At 68.8% G+C, this 16,460-nt stretch carries 17 protein-coding genes; 7 read left to right on the top strand and 10 right to left on the bottom strand.

What is annotated here, in order from left to right:
- Positions 1-18: 18 nt before the first annotated feature.
- A complete protein-coding gene (locus TY25_RS32995) occupies positions 19-1,101 on the top strand; it encodes an ADP-ribosylglycohydrolase family protein (protein ID WP_226887406.1) in 1,083 nt (360 codons plus the stop codon).
- A gap of 92 nt (positions 1,102-1,193) precedes the next feature.
- On the opposite strand, the gene katG is transcribed toward TY25_RS32995, so the two are convergent.
- Positions 1,194-3,422 (bottom strand): catalase/peroxidase HPI, encoded by a 2,229-nt coding sequence (katG, locus tag TY25_RS32990; protein ID WP_042262834.1) that lies wholly within the window; start codon positions 3,420-3,422, stop codon positions 1,194-1,196.
- Positions 3,423-3,685: 263 nt separating this feature from the next.
- Between katG and msrB the strand changes: the two genes are divergently transcribed.
- Both msrB and msrA read left to right on the top strand, forming a co-directional pair.
- Entirely contained in the window at positions 3,686-4,141 is a 456-nt protein-coding gene (gene msrB, locus TY25_RS32985; protein WP_014983723.1) for a peptide-methionine (R)-S-oxide reductase MsrB, read from the top strand.
- Positions 4,138-4,653: a peptide-methionine (S)-S-oxide reductase MsrA gene (gene msrA / locus TY25_RS32980; protein ID WP_014983724.1), complete on the top strand. Its 516-nt coding sequence runs from the start codon at positions 4,138-4,140 to the stop codon at positions 4,651-4,653. The genes msrB and msrA overlap by 4 nt, the downstream gene beginning before the upstream one ends.
- A 79-nt stretch (positions 4,654-4,732) precedes the next feature.
- Here the strand turns inward: msrA and TY25_RS32975 are convergent, their stop codons facing one another.
- From TY25_RS32975 to TY25_RS32965, 3 genes are all read right to left on the bottom strand, one after another.
- Positions 4,733-5,737 (bottom strand): LLM class flavin-dependent oxidoreductase, encoded by a 1,005-nt coding sequence (locus TY25_RS32975; protein ID WP_042262833.1) that lies wholly within the window; start codon positions 5,735-5,737, stop codon positions 4,733-4,735.
- A gap of 18 nt (positions 5,738-5,755) precedes the next feature.
- Positions 5,756-6,049 (bottom strand): ArsR/SmtB family transcription factor, encoded by a 294-nt coding sequence (locus TY25_RS32970; protein ID WP_226887405.1) that lies wholly within the window; start codon positions 6,047-6,049, stop codon positions 5,756-5,758.
- A 162-nt stretch (positions 6,050-6,211) separates the two neighbouring features.
- Positions 6,212-6,955 (bottom strand): ferritin-like domain-containing protein, encoded by a 744-nt coding sequence (locus TY25_RS32965; protein ID WP_042262831.1) that lies wholly within the window; start codon positions 6,953-6,955, stop codon positions 6,212-6,214.
- 127 nt (positions 6,956-7,082) lie between these two features.
- Here TY25_RS32965 and TY25_RS32960 point away from each other — a divergent pair, with 127 nt between their 5' ends.
- The 3 genes from TY25_RS32960 (at position 7,083) to TY25_RS32955 (ending at position 9,453) form a co-directional block, all read left to right on the top strand.
- Positions 7,083-7,955 (top strand): NAD(P)-dependent oxidoreductase, encoded by an 873-nt coding sequence (locus TY25_RS32960; RefSeq protein WP_042262829.1) that lies wholly within the window; start codon positions 7,083-7,085, stop codon positions 7,953-7,955.
- A 45-nt stretch (positions 7,956-8,000) separates the two neighbouring features.
- A complete protein-coding gene (locus tag TY25_RS41300) occupies positions 8,001-8,147 on the top strand; it encodes a hypothetical protein (RefSeq protein WP_014983729.1) in 147 nt (48 codons plus the stop codon).
- Between the two features lie 355 nt (positions 8,148-8,502).
- A complete protein-coding gene (locus TY25_RS32955) occupies positions 8,503-9,453 on the top strand; it encodes a hypothetical protein (RefSeq protein ID WP_201773736.1) in 951 nt (316 codons plus the stop codon).
- Positions 9,454-9,496: 43 nt separating this feature from the next.
- Here TY25_RS32955 and TY25_RS32950 read toward each other — a convergent pair whose 3' ends face one another.
- The gene (locus TY25_RS32950) at positions 9,497-10,489 is read right to left on the bottom strand and encodes an EamA family transporter (protein WP_042262827.1); all 993 of its coding nucleotides are present in this window, start codon (positions 10,487-10,489) and stop codon (positions 9,497-9,499) included.
- 38 nt (positions 10,490-10,527) lie between these two features.
- Between TY25_RS32950 and TY25_RS32945 the strand changes: the two genes are divergently transcribed.
- Complete coding sequence (locus TY25_RS32945; protein ID WP_042262826.1) at positions 10,528-11,058, top strand: CGNR zinc finger domain-containing protein; 531 nt, start codon at positions 10,528-10,530, stop codon at positions 11,056-11,058.
- Here the strand turns inward: TY25_RS32945 and TY25_RS32940 are convergent.
- The 5 genes from TY25_RS32940 to TY25_RS32920 all read right to left on the bottom strand — a co-directional run bounded on the left by TY25_RS32940 (position 11,055) and on the right by TY25_RS32920 (position 16,330).
- Positions 11,055-11,603 (bottom strand): YaeQ family protein, encoded by a 549-nt coding sequence (locus TY25_RS32940; RefSeq protein ID WP_042262825.1) that lies wholly within the window; start codon positions 11,601-11,603, stop codon positions 11,055-11,057. The genes TY25_RS32945 and TY25_RS32940 overlap by 4 nt on opposite strands.
- 12 nt (positions 11,604-11,615) lie before the next feature.
- Positions 11,616-12,104 carry a hypothetical protein gene (locus tag TY25_RS32935; RefSeq protein WP_146154011.1) on the bottom strand — a complete coding sequence of 163 codons (489 nt, stop codon included), beginning with the start codon at positions 12,102-12,104 and terminating at the stop codon, positions 11,616-11,618.
- Between the two features lie 340 nt (positions 12,105-12,444).
- Positions 12,445-12,870, bottom strand: a complete 426-nt coding sequence (locus tag TY25_RS32930; RefSeq protein WP_042262822.1) for a hypothetical protein — start codon at positions 12,868-12,870, stop codon at positions 12,445-12,447.
- A 20-nt stretch (positions 12,871-12,890) separates the two neighbouring features.
- Positions 12,891-14,351, bottom strand: coding sequence for a M20/M25/M40 family metallo-hydrolase (locus tag TY25_RS32925; RefSeq protein WP_226887404.1), 1,461 nt, complete (start codon positions 14,349-14,351; stop codon positions 12,891-12,893).
- A 44-nt stretch (positions 14,352-14,395) separates the two neighbouring features.
- Positions 14,396-16,330, bottom strand: coding sequence for an ABC transporter ATP-binding protein (locus TY25_RS32920; RefSeq protein WP_042263051.1), 1,935 nt, complete (start codon positions 16,328-16,330; stop codon positions 14,396-14,398).
- Positions 16,331-16,460 lie beyond the last annotated feature (130 nt).

Below are 16,460 nucleotides of genomic sequence, written 5' to 3'. Positions count from 1 at the left end.
TCCGGATCGGGAGGGACTGTGGTGGGGGATTACGCGACGATCTTCGATCGGGTGCGCGGCTCGTTACTGGGTGGCGCCGTCGGTGACGCGCTCGGCTGGCCCATCGAATTCCTGCGGCTCGAACAGATCCGGGCACAGCACGGCCCCGACGGCGTGACCGGCTTTCTGCCCGCGTATGTCCGGGACGAGGCGCAGCAGATCACCGACGACACCCAGATGACGTTGTTCACCGCGGAGGGACTGCTGCGCGCGACGCCCGGCGTGGACGCGCTGCCCGCGCTGCGCCGGTCCTACCTGCGCTGGTTGCAGACGCAGCGGCAGGACGAGCCGACGGCGCAACCCGACGGCTGGCTGGCGAGCCTGCCGTTCCTGTACGCGGTGCGTGCGCCGGGGAACGCGTGCATGTCGGGGCTCGGCAAGCAGGCCCGCGGGTACATCGCGCCGAGTCCGCTGGGCGAGTCCGGTCCGGTGAATCCCGAGTCGAAGGGGTGCGGCACGGTGATGCGCTCCGCGCCGTTCGGCTTGGCCGGAATGGGTTCGGAGCGCGCGTTCTCGCTCGCCGCCCAGGCGGCCCAGCTGACCCACGGCCATCCCACCGGTTACTTCGCCGCGGGTGCGTTCGCGGCGCTGATCGACCGGGTGGTGAGCGGTATCGAACTGCCGATCGCCCTGCAGCAGACCCTCGCTCAGTTGGCGGAGTTCCCGAAGGCCGCGGAAACCGTTGGCGCACTGGAACGCGCCATCGAGGCGGCCGAAACCCCCGCCACCGCCGAACAACTCGAAACCGTGGGCGCGGGTTGGATCGCCGAGGAATGTCTGGCGATCGCGGTCTACTGCGCGTTGCATGCGGCCAAGACGGGCGACCTGCGCGCGGCACTGCTGCTCTCGGTCAACCACTCCGGCGACTCCGACTCCACCGGCGCGGTCGCGGGCAACCTGATCGGCGCCGTGCACGGGTTGTCGCGGCTGCCGATGGATCTGGTCGCCGCGGTCGAGGGCCGCGACGTGCTGATCCAGGTCGCCGACGATCTCGTGATGAACTACGGGCTGGGCGAGCGAGCCGCGGTCGCCATCCGATACCCGATCGACGAAGGTCTCTGAACTTCCACCACGCGCGCAGCCCCGCACACCGGGTCGGCGTGCGGGGCTGCGGGGGAGTGGTCACCGACCGGTGTGCCGGTCAGCGCACCAGGTCAGGCGAGGTCGAAGCGGTCCAGGTTCATCACCTTCACCCAGGCGGCGATGAAGTCCCGCGCGAACTTCTCCTTCGCGTCGTCGGTGGCGTAGACCTCGGCGAGCGCGCGCAGCTGCGAGTTCGAGCCGAAGACCAGATCGACCCGGCTGCCGGTCCAGCGCACCGCGCCGCTGTCGCGATCGGTGCCGTCGTAGCTGCCCTCGTCGCCCGCCGGCGCCCACCGGGTGCCCATGTCGAGCAGGTGCACGAAGAAATCGTTGCTCAGCACACCCGGGTTCGCGGTGAACACGCCCGTCGCGGACTGTCCGTGGTTCGCGCCGAGCACGCGCAGTCCGCCCACGAGGACCGTCATCTCGGGCGCGCTGAGGGTCAGCAGGTTCGCCCGATCGATGAGCAGGTACTCGGCAGGCAGCCGATTGCCCTTGCCCAGATAGTTGCGGAAGCCGTCGGCCGCGGGTTCCATCGCGGCGAAGGACTCCACGTCGGTCTGTTCCTGCGTGGCGTCGGTGCGTCCCGGCGTGAACGGCACCTCGAGTTCGAAGCCCGCGCTCTCGGCCGCCTGCTCGATCGCCGCCGAACCGGCCAGCACCACCAGGTCGGCGAACGATACCCGGGTGTTGCCGGTCTGGGCCGCGTTGAACGACTCCTGGATGCCCTCGAGCACCGGCAGCACCAACGTGAGCTGGTCGGGTTCGTTGACCTCCCAGCCACGTTGCGGCTGCAGCCGGATGCGTCCGCCGTTCGCGCCGCCGCGCTTGTCACTGCCGCGGAACGACGCCGCCGCCGACCAGGCCGTCGAAACGAGCTGTGCGACAGTCAGACCAGAGGCGAGGATCTGGCTCTTGAGCGCGGCGATATCGGCCGCGCCGATCAGGTCGTGGGTGAGGGCCGGAATCGGGTCCTGCCACAGCAGCGTCTCCTGCGGCACCAGCGGACCGAGGTAGCGCACGACCGGTCCCATGTCGCGGTGGGTGAGTTTGAACCAGGCTTTGGCGAACTCCTGCGCCAGTTCCTCGGGGTGTTCGAGCCAGCGGCGGGTGATCCGCTCGTAGCTCGGGTCGAAGCGCATCGAGAGGTCGGTGGTCAGCATGCCCGGCTGCTGAGTCTTCGCCGGATCGTGCGCGTCGGGCACCAGGCCCGCGCCGCCGCCGTCCTTGGGAATCCACTGGTGCGCGCCCGCCGGGCTCTTGGTCAACTCCCACTCGTAACCGTAGAGCGTCTCCAGGAAGCTGTTGTCCCACGCGATCGGGGTCGGCGTCCAGGTGACTTCGAGACCGCTGGTGATCGCGTCCTTGCCCGCACCGGTGCCGAACGAGCTCTTCCAGCCCAGGCCCTGCTCTTCCAGCGGCGCGGCCTCCGGCTCCGGACCGACGTGATCGGCCGGGCCCGCGCCGTGCGCCTTGCCGAAGGTGTGCCCGCCGACGATCAGTGCCGCGGTCTCGATATCGTTCATCGCCATCCGGGCGAACGTCTCGCGGATATCGATGGCGGCCGCGAGCGGATCCGGATTGCCGTTGGGGCCTTCCGGATTCACGTAGATCAGACCCATTTGTACTGCGGCCAGCGGCTTTTCGAGATCGCGGTCACCGCTGTAGCGGCCGTCGCCGCCGAGCCAGGTCTGCTCCGGACCCCAGTAGACGTCCTCCTCGGGCTCCCACTGATCGACCCGGCCGCCGCCGAATCCGAAGGTCTCGAAGCCCATCGACTCCAGCGCGACGTTGCCGGCGTAGACGATCAGATCCGCCCACGAGAGCTTCTTGCCGTACTTCTTCTTCACCGGCCACAGCAGCCGGCGGGCCTTGTCCAGGCTCGCGTTGTCCGGCCAGCTGTTCAGCGGCGCGAACCGCTGCATGCCCGCGCCCGCGCCGCCGCGTCCGTCGCTGACCCGGTAGGTGCCCGCCGAGTGCCAGGCCATCCGGATGAAGAACGGTCCGTAGTGCCCGAAATCGGCCGGCCACCAGTCCTGCGAGGTGGTCATCACCGCTTCGATATCGCGCTGCACCTCGGCCAGGTCGAGGGTCGCGAACTCCGCGGCGTAGTCGAAGTCCGGATCCATCGGGTTGGCGACGGCCGGGTTCTTCTGCAGGATCTTCAGGTTGAGCTGGTTCGGCCACCAGTCACGGTTGCCACCGCCCTCGGTCGGGTACTTGAGGCGACCGGCCACGGGGCAACCGCCTGCGGCGGGTTCCGTGTTCGCCTCGGCGATGGGCGGGTGTTCTACGGGCACGGATATTCCTTTCGCGATGCCTCGGGCTGCGGGTCTCGCGCACGAGACACCCCGAAGTTGTGGATACGTTCAGAAGTATGAATCATTCCAGTCTTGGCCGCGCGGTTTTCCCCGGATTGCTCGAACAGCGCACGTCGATCGGGTGCCGGGGCTGTTGCGCGGCCGCGTTCCGGCGAATAATGACCGAAGTGTGACGCCCGGCTGCACGGGGACTTTCCGGATCGGACCGTTCGTTGTACGGGAAGCCGATATGAGGAGGTCATGTGGCACAGGAATACAACCGGAACCCCGCGGCGGTCTCCGCGCTGTCGCCGGAGCAGTACCACGTCACCCAGGAGAACGGGACCGAGCGCGCGTTCACCGGCGAGTACTGGGACAACCACGAGCCGGGGATCTACGTGGACGTGGTGTCGGGCGAGCCGCTGTTCGCCTCGGTCGACAAGTTCGACAGCGGCTCCGGCTGGCCGAGTTTCACCAAGCCGATCGATGCCGCGAACGTGGTCGAGAAGCGGGACTTCAGCCATCTGATGATCCGGACCGAGGCTCGCTCGGCGCATGGCGACAGCCATCTCGGGCATGTGTTCAAGGACGGCCCGCGCGCCGCCGGCGGCCTCCGGTACTGCATCAACTCGGCGGCACTGCGGTTCATCCACCTCGATGATCTCGAGGCGCAAGGGTACGGACAGTACAAGGCACTTTTCACGAAGGAGGACGCGTGAGCGACACGCGAAAGGCGATTCTGGCCGGCGGCTGCTTCTGGGGCATGCAGGAATTGATCCGCAGGCAGCCGGGGGTGGTGTCGACGCGCGTCGGCTACACCGGCGGCAGCAACGACCACCCGACCTATCGCAATCACCCGGGTCACGCGGAGGCCGTGGAGATCGTCTACGACCCGGCGCAGACCGACTACCGGGCGTTGCTGGAATTCCTGTTCCAGATCCACGATCCGACGACGAAGGACCGGCAGGGCAACGACATCGGCAGCAGCTACCGCTCGGCGATCTTCTATCTGGACGACGAGCAGAAGCGCGTCGCGCTGGACACCATCGCCGACGTCGACGCCTCGGGCCTGTGGCCGGGCAAGGTCGTCACCGAGGTGACGCCGGCGAGTGAGTTCTGGGAGGCCGAGGCCGACCACCAAGACTACTTGCAGAAGTACCCGAACGGCTACACCTGCCACTTCCCCCGTCCGGGCTGGAAGCTGCCGAAGCGGGCGGCTGCCACGCAGTAACCGCGGTCGAACGAGTTCCGGCCGGTACCCCTGTCGCTGGGGTACCGGCCGGAGTCGTTGTGCGGCAGGAAGATTCCGGTCAGCCGACCGCGGGCGCACCGGCCATGGCGGCCGCGGTCAGCTCGACCGAGCGCACCCGGTCGGCGATGCCGGTGGCGTGATGGGCGGTGATGAGTTCGTCGGCGTCGATGGACGCGGCGAAATCGTCCAGGTAGGCCCGGACATCGGCGGGCGTGCCGACCGCGGTGTATTTCGTCATCGCGGTGAGTTGCCCGCCGTTGGGCGAGGCGAGGAACGCGTCGATGTCCGCGTCGGAGAAGTCGGCGCCCGCCGCGCCCCGCTTGATCATCATCCGGGCGCGCGCCCGGTAGGCGACGGTCTTCTGCTGCGCCGCGTCGTCGGCGTCCGCGGCGGCGAACACGTTGACCCCGGCCATCACGTACGGCTCGGCCAGCTGCGCGGACGGACGGAACACGTCGCGGTAGACCGACACCGCCTGGTGCAGCGCGTCGGGTGCGAAGTGCGACGCGAACGCGTACGGCAGGCCGAGCTGCCCGGCGAGCTGTGCGCCGAACAGTGACGAGCCTAGAATGTACAGCGGCACAACGCCTTCCGCACGCGGCACGGCGCGCACACCCGGTACCCGGGTGTTCCCGGTCAGGTAGCCCTGCAACTCCAGCACGTCCTGTGGGAAGGAGTCCGCGGACGCCGGATCGCGGCGCAGCGCGTACATCGTCTTCTGATCGCTGCCGGGTGCGCGGCCCAATCCGAGATCGATCCGGCCGGGGAACAGCGTCTCCAGCGTGCCGAACTGTTCGGCGATCACCAGCGGGGAATGGTTGGGCAGCATGATGCCGCCCGCGCCGAGCCGGATGGTCGCGGTGTGCTCGGCGACATGACCGATGAGCACGCTGGTCGCGCTCGACGCGATGGATCCCATGTTGTGATGCTCCGCGTACCAGACGCGGCGGTAGCCGCTTCGTTCGGCGGCCTGCGCCAGCGCGACACTGTTGGCGAAGCTGTCGCGCGCGGTCTGGCCGGGCGCGATCGATGCCAGGTCGAGGATGGACAGGGCGATGGGCATGGGGACGCCGCCTTTCGATCAGAGAACGCGCTGCAGTTGTGCGGTGAAGGCCCGGATGCGGGCGTCGTCGCGGCGGTAGTAGATCCATTGACCGCGGCGGGTGCCGGTGACGAACCCCGCGCGCTGCAGGATCGCCAGGTGTGTCGAGATGGTCGAGGCCGAGGTGCCGGCCTTCTGCTGGATCAGGCCCGCGCAGACGCCGAGTTCGGCGGTGTCGCAGGCCCGTCCGGGGAAGTGCACGTCGGGCTCCTTGAGCCACTCCAGCACCCGCAGCCGGGTCTCGTTCGCCAGCGCCTTGCATTCGTCCAGCACGCGCACCGTCCTTCGATATTTCGCTAATTAACGAAACTACGCCGCGTTCTGCTGCTCGGCACCATGATGCAGGTCACTCCGGGCCGCGCTGCCGCACTGTGCGACCACGCCTGAGGCAACGCAGCCGCGCTCGATTTCATGCCCGTGCGCCAGGGGCGCGATTCAGCCCCCGGACGGACCGCCGACCCCGGTCGGTTGCGGCCGTGCCGACAGGGCGGTCGGCGCGATGGTGTCGAACAGCCGCAGGACGTCGCGAACGAATTCGATGCGGCCGACGCCGAGCCGGGCCAGCGCGGGTCCGTGGTCCGCGGCGACCACCACCGTCGAGCCGACCAGGAACAGCCACCACAGCGCCACGATCACCCGTCGCGCGCCGGGCGTGGTCGTGGCGAACGCGACGCGCAGGCGCTGGCAGTGGAACGGCACGTGCCGGAGCTCGTCGTTCAGGATCAATCCGGCGACCTGCGTGGTCAGCGGATCGTCGGTGCCGTCGCGCAATGCGCGGTAGTAGCGCAGCGCGACGATCTCCGCGACCATCAGCACGGTCAATTCCAGTCGCAGCCCGAGCATCCGGCGCAGTCGCACGAAAACGAGGTCGCTCCAATGGCTTCCGATGGCCCGCCAGCCGCCGGCGCGCAGCAGCAAGCCCAGCATCCGCGCGTGATTGATCTCCTCGGCGATGAACAGTCGTACCGCCGCGGCGTACTCCGGATCGCCCGCGCGCTCGGCCTTGGCGATGAGATTCGCGCCGTCGCCGCTCTCGCCGACCTGGAAGCGCTGCACACTGCGCGCGACGGCCGGATGCAGCCGCGCTCCGCTCGCCCATGCCGGATCACCGAGCGCGGCCCTGGCCACTGCCTTCGCCTCGAATTCGGTTGTCCACCGCGAGAACTCGTGTACATCCACCTGCCGACCTCCATGCTCGTCGAGCGCGCCCCCGCAGTGGCGAACCCGTGTTCCGGCAAACCTAAACAGCCGGTGTGGAGCTCGGAAGCACACTTCGTGGAGATCCTGTGCAGGTAGGGTCGCGGCAATGGCGAAGATTGCTTTCCTGGGGACCGGCCGGATGGGTACGGGGATGGCGGCGCGGCTGATCGCCGCCGGGCACGACGTCGCGGTGTTCAACAGATCGCCGGAGAAGGTCGCGGACCTGGTGGCCGCGGGCGCGGCCCGGGCGCAGACACCGCGGGCGGCGGCCGAGCAGGCCGACGCCGTCTTCGCGATGGTCGCCGACGACGCCGCCTCGCGCGCGGTGTGGCTCGGCGCGGACGGTGCCCTCGCGGCGGCGGGCGCGCCCGGCCGATTCGTGATCGAGTGCTCGACCCTGTCCCGACCCTGGGTGCTCGAACTCGCGAAACAGGCCGCGACGCAGGGATTTCGGTACATCGACTCGCCGGTCACCGGGCTGCCCACGGCTGCGGCGGCCGGAGAATTACGCCTGCTGATCGGGGCCGCGCCCGCGGACCTCGACGCGGTGCGACCGCTGCTGGAACCGTTGTGCGGCAGCATCGTTCACTTCGGCGAGGTCGGCGCGGGCACCGCGTACAAGCTGGTGCAGAACCTGCTGGGCTCGGTGCAGATCGCGGCGACCGCGGAGGCGCTGCGGATCGCCGAACTCAGCGGACTCGACCTGCCTGCGGTGGTCGACACCCTCGCGCTGAGCGTCGCGGCCAGTCCGACGGTGACACGGGTCAGCCGGTTGATGCTGGACGGCGTGCACGACCGCGATATCGCGTTCACGGCCGCGTTGCGCTTGAAGGACACCCGCATCGGGATGGAACTGGCCGAGGCCGTGCACGCGCCCGCCGCGCTGGGGCATGCCGCCTTCGACCTCTTCGGGCGGCTCGTCGAGGCGGGCCACGGTGAGCTCAACGAAACCAAGGTCATCGATCTTTTACGGGAATGATCGCGCCGAGCGCCTAGACTTCGTTTCGAAAAGGAAGGACAGCTCATGAAGCGGAACCTGAATTGCCCGTGTGGCGAGGCGATCGTCGGCGTGGACGAGGACGATCTGGTCGAGAAGACACAGGCTCACCTCGCCGCGAACCATCCGGGGCACGAGTACTCGCGCGACGAGATCCTGTTCATCGCTTACTGATCGAAGCGTGCATAGCGGCCGCTGCGCCGCTGCAGGCGAACTGGGGAGGAGTGGGGACATGCCACTCCTCGTCCCGGTACGCCCTCAGTTCTAGTGCCGCACAGGCTATTTCATAATCACGCTCACTTCTGCCGGGCGCGCGGGTCGCGGGCGGGTGCGCCGTGCCGTCGACTGCTTCGTTTGCGCGACATATTGTCTCGATTACATTCGAGCTCGAGTGACCTCGCCGCAGCGCGAGTCGGCTCCCCACACCGTGTGAAACGGCAAATCCATTGCCGCGCAGCCGTGCCGGCCGTTCGCGCTGTATCCCGCCGCCGTCGCGCCTGCCGCGCGGCTCCTCCGAAGTGGGGTCCCTGTGAACCGCAAACTCTCTGTGCCCATCGTCGCCGCCTGCCTCGTCCTCGCCCTCGGACCCGGTTCACTGGCCGTAGCGACGCCCCTGTCCGGTCTTCCCGAAGCGGCTCCGGCCGCGCCCTACTGTTATGAGGAGCCCTCGCAGCCGCAGGCCGATATCAGCGACCTGAAAGCTCGCTTCAATCGGTCCAATTGGATGCCGACGCTGCAGGCCATGTACAAGCGGCGCTGGCCGAGCGGGGAGAAACTCGCGATCGCCCAGGCCAAGGACAAGTACTGGAATCAGTTCGTGGACACCAGCAGTTTCGAGGCGTTCGCGGAATCGATGATGGTGGCGATCCATGAGGAGACCCACATGTGGGATCTGGACGGGGCGCGCACCGTGTGGGATGTGCGCACCGCGTCGTGGGTCAACGCCACCCAGCAGATCCTGGACATTCCGCTGCACGGTGGCTTCCCGCGCAAGGAGATCCTGCCGCTGATCAAGGACAAGCTCAGCGACGACATGGACGGCATCTACCTGCGGGACCGGCAGCAGGGCGACTATCGTCTGCAAGGCGTCCTCGCCGAATTGAACGCGGGGCTGACCGGTCTGCCCGCGGTCACCGTGGTGCAGGAGTACATCAAGGGGATCGGCGCGAGCAATGCCCGCGACATCGCCGCGACCAACCTGCGGTACCTGCTGCTGTACCTGCGTGTCGCGAAGGACAAGCATCCGGACTACTGGGCGAAGATCAAGAGCGAACCCAAGGTGCGTGAGCTGGTACTGACCCAATTCCTGCGCACCGCTTACTGGTTGGAGAAGTCCGCGCCCTACACCGGCAAACTCGGTAGCCCGGACGCGGACAAGATCACCGCGAAGAATTATGCCCCGGAAAACATCTCGATTCTGGAGGAGTTCACCGGTCGCAAGGTGCGCACCGACGCACAGAAGAATTGCACCGTCTCCTGACGGGCCCGGCCGGGATCGCCGACGGTGATCCCGGCCGTTCGGTTCAGCGGTGTTCCGCCGCGACCTCGCTCGGCGCCGCGTCGACGGCCGGGGTGCGGGCCGCATCGGCCAGCTCGCCGCGGCGCACGACCACCACGCCGGTGAGAATCAGCACGCCGCCGAGCAATTGGATCGCCCGGGGCGCCTCACCGAGCAGCACCCAGGCGAAGGCGAGTGCGGCGAGCACCTCGAACAGCGCGACGAACGAGGCCAGCCGGGAGCCGAGCAGGCGGGTGGCGACGATGCCGGAGACGTAGGCCAGCGCGGCGGTCACCGTGCCCAGAATCAGCAGCACCGGCCAGAGGGATGCGGTGAAGTCTTGGAAGACAACGGGATTCGTGGTGGCGTGCAGTGGCACGAGCCCGATCGCGCCCGCGGCGAGCAGTGTGAGCCCGCCGATGAGCAGCGCGCCCGCCGCCAAGACGGTGCCCGGCAGTGTGCCCTCGCCCTGTGCGGAGAGCACGAAGTACGCGGCGGCGCCGATCATGGCGGCCAGGGCCCAGGCGATGCCGACCCAACTGGTGGACAGCCCGGACCGCAGGTCGATCACGAGGGCGAGGCCGATGATGCCGAGCAGGCCGCCCGCGACGGTGGCGACGCCGGGACGCTGCCGATGGCGCAGCCAGAGCCAGCCGACCACCGCGATCGGGGCGGTGTATTCGATGAGCAGCGCCACCCCGACCTCCATCTCGGCGACCGCGTTGAAGTAGGCCAGCTGCGTGCCCGCCACGGCCAGCAGACCGTAGGCGACGATCAGGGACGCGTTGCGGCGCAACAGCTGCCAGTCGCCGCGCAGCTGGACGAGGGCGATCGGCAGCAATACGACCGCGGCGATGAGTACCCGGACCGCCACCACCGATGCGGCGCTCCAGCCGGCGTTCATCAAGCCGCGCGCCAGGGAACCGGAGAGGCCGAACGACGACGCGGACAGCAGCGCGAAGAGCAGCCCGGATCGGACACGCCGCTGAACGGCGCTGTCATGAGCAATGGTCGTCATGGGTAATGACGCTAAGGCGGTGTGTGTAAGATGTCAACATGACTTTTGCTCATGACACCGAGGCGTCGCTGCTGGCCGCGGTCGAGCTGGTCAATTCGGCCGAAGAACCCGATACGCTGACCGAAATCGCCCAGCTGGAAGAGTTTTTCGTCAGGCACGTGTACACCGGCGTGCGGACCGGCGACGCCGCCGAGCTCGCGGCGGTGCGCGCGCAACGCGCTCCGCTGCGCACGCTGCTGACCAGTGATCGGGACACCGCGGTGCGGCTGGTCAACGAGACCCTCGCCGAGCATCGGGCGACGCCGCAACTGGTCCGCCACGACGGGTTCGACTATCACATCCACGCCGTCTCGCCGGACGCGCCGCTGCCCGTGCGCATCGCCGTCGAGACCGCGATGGCGATGATCGACCTGATCCGCTCCGACGAGCTGAGCAGGCTCTCACTCTGTGCCGACAGCGCGTGCGAGGGCATCGTGCTCGATCTGTCTCGCAATCGATCCCGGCGCTACTGCAGTACCGCGTGCGGCAACCGCAACGCGGTCGCCGCTTATCGGGCGAGGCGGCGCTAGGGCTGCCCGATGGTGTGCCCCTCGACCGATGTGCTGAATCCGGTGCCGTTCAGGTCGAGGTAGAGCGAGCGTTCGGTGACCGACAGGGTGACGGTGTTGCGGCGTTCGACGGCGGCGACGGCCGTGTCGATGAAGTCCCGGTCGAAGCTGTAGAGCGGGATCTCCGCGGCGCGGTGGATGCGTTTTCCGGCGAGCTGGGCGAGCACCTTCGCCGGATCGCGATGGGTGTAGACGGCGGTGCGCTCGGCCGCCTTGCTGCCGCGGTGCAGCCGTTCGGCGTCCGGGGCGCCGACCTCGATCCAGGCGAGGAGCCGGCCGGTGAGGTCGCGCACCAGCACCGCGGGTTCGTCGGTGGAGGACACGCCACCGTCGCTGAACGCGATGCCCTCCTGGTATTCGAGGCAGTAGGCCAGCAGCCGGGTCAGCATGAACTCCGCGGTTTCGGACGGATGCCGCGCCAACCGCAGGTCCAGTTCCTGGTAGACGTCGCGATCGACGTCGGCCAGCTGGACGGTGAAGTTGTGCAGGGTTGCGCTGAGGGCCATAGGAGCAGGAGCTTAGTTCGGCGGCCAGAGCACCGGCTCGGCCGGGCAGAGGCTGGCCGAGCGGGTGCTCGGCACCGGTCCGGTCCCGGGGGCGAACACCCACTGGGTGATCGGTCCGGCCGCCTGCCAGCGCAGCGCGCCCGCCCCGTCCGCGACCACCTGATACACGGCCTCGCTGCCGTCGATCAGTTGACTGCCCACGCAGTAGTCGTTGTATTCGGTGCCCGGTTGCTGCGCGCCGAGGCTGAACGTGCCGGTGGGGCGGGTGCGCGAACCGGGATTCGCGACGGTGCTCGGCGCGCCGGTCACCGCGCCGCGCACCCAGACCGGCGTTCCGCGATCGGCCGCGCAGGTGAAGATCCGGCCGCCGGCCGTCACATCCATACCTTGCGCGTAATCCGTCCCGGCCCACAGGCATGCGGTGGCGGGCGCGGCCGTCGCGCTGCCCGCCGCAGCCCCGGCCAACCCGAGTGCGGCGAGCGCCGCCACGGACGCGGCCATACCCCGACGCCACCGCGACGACGCGGCCTGACCCATGACTTCACCAGCGAGAGAATCGTTTTCCACGTTGCCCATGCCTCGAAGGTAGGAATCGATCGGCCCCGCCCGAATCCCACCGCAGCGCCATTCCGGGCTGATACTGCGGTGGTAGGGGTGCAACCCGGATACCACCCCTGACCGAAACCCGGAGTGGCGCGGGCGTTCCCGCGCGCTCGGCGGACGGAAGGCCCAGCTGGCGACTCGGCCGACGGCCGCGCGGACCCGGACCGCGATTCGGGGACCGGCGGCCGATCCCGAGGCGGTCCGGGAAAATTCAGGGCGGCAGGACGCGAGTCCGCGGCTAGTTCAGTGCCTGTAGCACGCCATCGGCCACCGCGTAGGTGCCGATGAACAGCTTCAGCATCCAGTGCGCGCCGTGCAGTGCGGCGATCGGCCGGGGCACGCCGGCCTCCCGCCCGAGGAAGACCGCGACCGGCACCCCGGCGATGAGGCCGAGTACCGCGCCGAGCACCGCCGCGCCGGGCAGGTCGCCGACGCCGCTGACCGCGACGATGCCCGCGAGCGCCACGGCCAGCACAGCGTGTCCGGCCGAGCTGAGCAGCATCGTCCGGGCGGACCAGGTTTCGCCGGTGCGATACCCGAGCGGTGCCGCGACCTCCGCCAGGAACGCGCGAAACATCGCGTCCAGCAAGAACATCAGCAGGACGGCGACCGGAAAGGTCCAGAGCGAATCGGCGGCGATCGCCGGTCCTGCGATGGCGAGCATGCGACAGCTGTCGGTCGAAGCTACTGGGCGAGCTGTTTCACCAGGCGGTAGAGGAACTCCCGGCTGGCCTCGAGCCCGGCGATCGGTGCGCGTTCGTTGATGCCGTGAATCCGCCCGGCGTCGGCGGGCACCATGAACAACCCGCTCACCCCGTACATCGGAATGCCTTTGCTCCGCGCGTATTTGCTGTCGGTCGCACCCGTGGACATGAAGGAGCTGACGGCCGCGGTGGGGAAGAGTTCCTTGGTCAGCGACGTGACCGCGGCGAGCACGTCACCGTTGATCGGCGAGATGCCGCCCGCCAGATCGAGATTGCGGGTGATGGTCAGTTTGCCGCCGTCGGCGAACGCCGCGCGCAACTGCTTGTCGATGTCGTCGGGGTTCTCCTGCGGGAGAATTCGGCAGTTGACCGTCGCTTTGGCCTTCTGGGGCAACGCGTTCTCCGCCTCGCCCGCGGTCAGCATGGTCGCTACACAGGTGGTCCGCAGCTGGGCGTTGTACTCGGGCAGCGCCGAAAGCCGTTCGATCGCCTCCGGACTCGGGTTGCCCGCGGCGACCGCGCGCATGTCCTCGGCCTCCGGCCCGCTGCGACTGGCGGCCAGCGCGCCGAAGTTGTCCCGGGTCGCGTCGCTGAGCGAGGCCGGGAACCGATAGGCGGCAAGGCGATTCAGCGCGGCGCCGAGGGTGTAGATGGCGTTGTCCGGCGTCGGCACCGAACTGTGCCCGCCGTTCTCTTTGGCCTCGACCTGGTAGGTCACATAGGTCTTTTCGGCCACCTGCACGCCTTGCAGGGTGGGTTTGCCGTCGACCAGCAGGGCCCGGCCACCCTCGTTGAGCCCGTACTCCGCGCTCATCAGGTCGGCTTTGTTCTCCATCAGCCATTTCGCGCCGTTGTCTTTACCGGCCTCTTCGTCCGCGGTGAGCGCGAGCACGATGTCCCGGTTCGGCTTGAACCCCTCGCGCTTCAGCTGCACCAGGCCGGATATCAGCGCCGAGACCATGGCCTTGTCGTCGATCGAGCCGCGCGCCGCGTAGAAGCCGTCCACCTCCGTGAGCTGGTACGGATCGGTGGTCCAGCCGTCCTCGCGCTTGGCCTCGACCACATCGAGGTGCCCGAGCAGCAGCAGCGGTTTGCGCTGGCCGGTACCGGTGAAACGGAGCACCAGGTTGCCCTTGCGGGCGACCGGCTCGAAGATCTGGATATCGGACTCGGCGAATCCGGCGTCGAGCAGCCGCCGCTTGACCGCTTCCGCGGCCACGGTGGTGCTGCCGGTGGAATGCGAGGTATCCGTCTCCACCAGCTGCTTGTAGATCTCGTGGAAGAGTTTCGTATTGTCCTGCGTCGTCGCGCTCGACGCAGAGCTCGTCTCGTTCTTCGCGGCGGAATCGGAATCCGAGCTGCAGGCGGATGCGGTGAGCGCCGCGACAAGTCCCAGTGCGGCCACCGAAATCAACGGGGTACGGCGACTGAATACAGACACTTCCTGAAGCTAGCACGGCCCCAGGTGCTTCGCGTCGGGAACGACTACCCCGCCTGCGTGCTCGGTTCCGGCTGGTAGGCGGCGGCTTGCAGGGTGAACAGTTGCGCGTAGCCGCCGTCCGCGGCCATGAGTTCGCAGTGCGTCCCCACCTCGGCGATGCGGCCGTGGTCGAGCACGACGATCTTGTCGGCGTGCCGGATATTGGCCAGACGGTGCGTGATCAGGATGGTGGTGCGGTTGCCCGGCTCCCGTCCGGTGCCGCGGCTGAGTTCCTGCAGGGACTCGAACACCGCGTGCTCGGCGCGCGCGTCCATGGCGGCCGTCGGCTCGTCCGCCACCAGCACCGGCGCGTCGCGAAAAAGACCGCGCGCCACACTGATTCGCTGCCATTGACCGCCGGACAGATCCCGGCCCCTGGCGAAGCGCCGGGAAAGGACGGTCGCCTCGCCCGAAGGCAATTCATCGATCACGGCGTCCGCACCGGACTTGCGCGCCGCTTCGCGTAGCGCCGCCCCCGGATTCGCGCGCTCGATCCGCCCGATGCGGATGTTGTCGCGCGCGCTCATCGGCCAGCGCGCCGGATCCTGCATGACCACCGCGACACTGCGGTAGATCGACTGCTCGTCGACGGTGGCGAGGTCGACGCCGTCCCAGCACACCCGCCCGGCCGTCGGCAGGTACAGGCCGGTGATCAGACGCGCCAAAGTGCTTTTGCCCGAGCCGTTCTCGCCGACCAGGGCGACGACCTCGCCGCGCCTGATGGACAGATCCACCGTCCGCAACGCGGGTTCGTCCTGTCCCGGGTAGGTGAACGAGACCGCGTGGAGCGTTATTTCGTGCGGGTCGGCCGGGGCGATGCAGTGCGAGGCGGGCCGCGTGCGCCGCTCGGTCTGTTCCAGCAGGTTCGAATAGAAGTCGAGATAGAGGATGTTCTCGTACAGGCTGTTCACGCCGATCATGGTTTGCGACAGGGCAGTAGTAGCCATCCGCATCGCGACGACCGCGGTGCCGGCCAGCGCCAGGGGCAGTGCGTCGAGATAGAGCAGCAGTCCGAGTACCCCGTAGGCGGCGCCGGTGCCGAGACCGGCGATCGCGCGCCCGGCCAACCGCACCCGCGCCTTCGCCAGTTCGACCCGGCTGGTCTCCGCGGTGATCTGCGTGCTGATCCGGCGATACTCGCCGAGCAGGGCCGGGCCCGCGGTACACGCACGCAGTTCGGCGGCGGTCTCCCGATCGGAGAGCAGTTCGCTCGCGAGGGCCGTGCGCAGATGCCGGGTCACCAGGCGTACATACGACTGATAGGAAAGTTTCGCGGCGCGGGCCGAGGCCCACACGTCGGGCAGCACCGCCAGCAGGACCAGCGGTGCGAGCGCGGGATGCAGCACCGCGGCCGTGCCCACTGCCGCGCACAGGTGGACGAACGCGCCGGACAGATCGGTGATCGCCTCGACGCAGCGGGCGATGCTGCCCATCCCGCGTTGCAGTCCCTGCCGGACCAGGTCGGCGTACTCGCTGTCCTCGAAGGCGATCAGCTCGACGCGGGCGATGGCGGTGTGCGCCCGGTCCCGCGCCCGCTGTTCGACCCGCGGCTTCAGCAGGGCTTCGGCTGTGGCGGTACCGCTTTCGATGAGCGCGCGGGCCGAGAGCGCGGCGACGACCGCGCCGACCGCGGGCAGGGCGGACAACACCCGGTGCGATGTCGGCCCCTGCGCGAGCAAGGTGGTCAGGACATCGGCGGTGGCCAGCAACCCGAACGCGGTCGCAGCGCCGCTCGCCACCGCGAGCACCGCCGTGAGGAGGGTCCAGGGCCGGGAAGCCTGCCAGGCCAGGCGGATCACCACGCGGGCGCCCGCGGGTAAGGCGAGCAGCGTGCGCCCCAGCCCGGCCGCGGCCACCTGCTTGTCCACCGTCATCCAGCTCGGTGTGCTCAGCTCGTCCACGCCGACCAGCGGGGCGACCGCGGATTCGGTTGTGCCCATGCGGTTCTCCGTGTTCGCCGCGTCGCCCCGTAGTCGCACCACCGATCCAGGTTCGTCCGCCGGTGCTCCCGTCCGGCAGAGGCGGCGGCCGGGAAAGATCGGGAAATCGTCCCGGCTCGCCGGGATCACC

The sequence above is a fragment of the Nocardia brasiliensis NBRC 14402 genome (genome assembly GCF_000308475.2).
Classification (GTDB): domain Bacteria; phylum Actinomycetota; class Actinomycetes; order Mycobacteriales; family Mycobacteriaceae; genus Nocardia; species Nocardia brasiliensis.
Note: the sequence above shows the minus strand (reverse complement) of the source record. Positions and strands in the feature narration are given on the sequence as shown.

What these genes read in the sequence shown, in the direction of transcription:
- TY25_RS32975 (WP_042262833.1), bottom strand. Translation starts at nt 5,737, where the DNA reads ATGCCCATCGCCCTGTCCATCCTCGACCTGGCATCGATCGCGCCCGGC.
- TY25_RS32960 (WP_042262829.1), top strand. Translation starts at nt 7,083, where the DNA reads ATGGCGAAGATTGCTTTCCTGGGGACCGGCCGGATGGGTACGGGGATG.
- TY25_RS41300 (WP_014983729.1), top strand. Translation starts at nt 8,001, where the DNA reads ATGAAGCGGAACCTGAATTGCCCGTGTGGCGAGGCGATCGTCGGCGTG.
- TY25_RS32950 (WP_042262827.1), bottom strand. Translation starts at nt 10,489, where the DNA reads ATGACGACCATTGCTCATGACAGCGCCGTTCAGCGGCGTGTCCGATCC.
- TY25_RS32945 (WP_042262826.1), top strand. Translation starts at nt 10,528, where the DNA reads ATGACTTTTGCTCATGACACCGAGGCGTCGCTGCTGGCCGCGGTCGAG.
- TY25_RS32940 (WP_042262825.1), bottom strand. Translation starts at nt 11,603, where the DNA reads ATGGCCCTCAGCGCAACCCTGCACAACTTCACCGTCCAGCTGGCCGAC.
- TY25_RS32935 (WP_146154011.1), bottom strand. Translation starts at nt 12,104, where the DNA reads ATGGCCGCGTCCGTGGCGGCGCTCGCCGCACTCGGGTTGGCCGGGGCT.
- TY25_RS32930 (WP_042262822.1), bottom strand. Translation starts at nt 12,870, where the DNA reads ATGCTCGCCATCGCAGGACCGGCGATCGCCGCCGATTCGCTCTGGACC.
- TY25_RS32920 (WP_042263051.1), bottom strand. Translation starts at nt 16,330, where the DNA reads ATGGGCACAACCGAATCCGCGGTCGCCCCGCTGGTCGGCGTGGACGAG.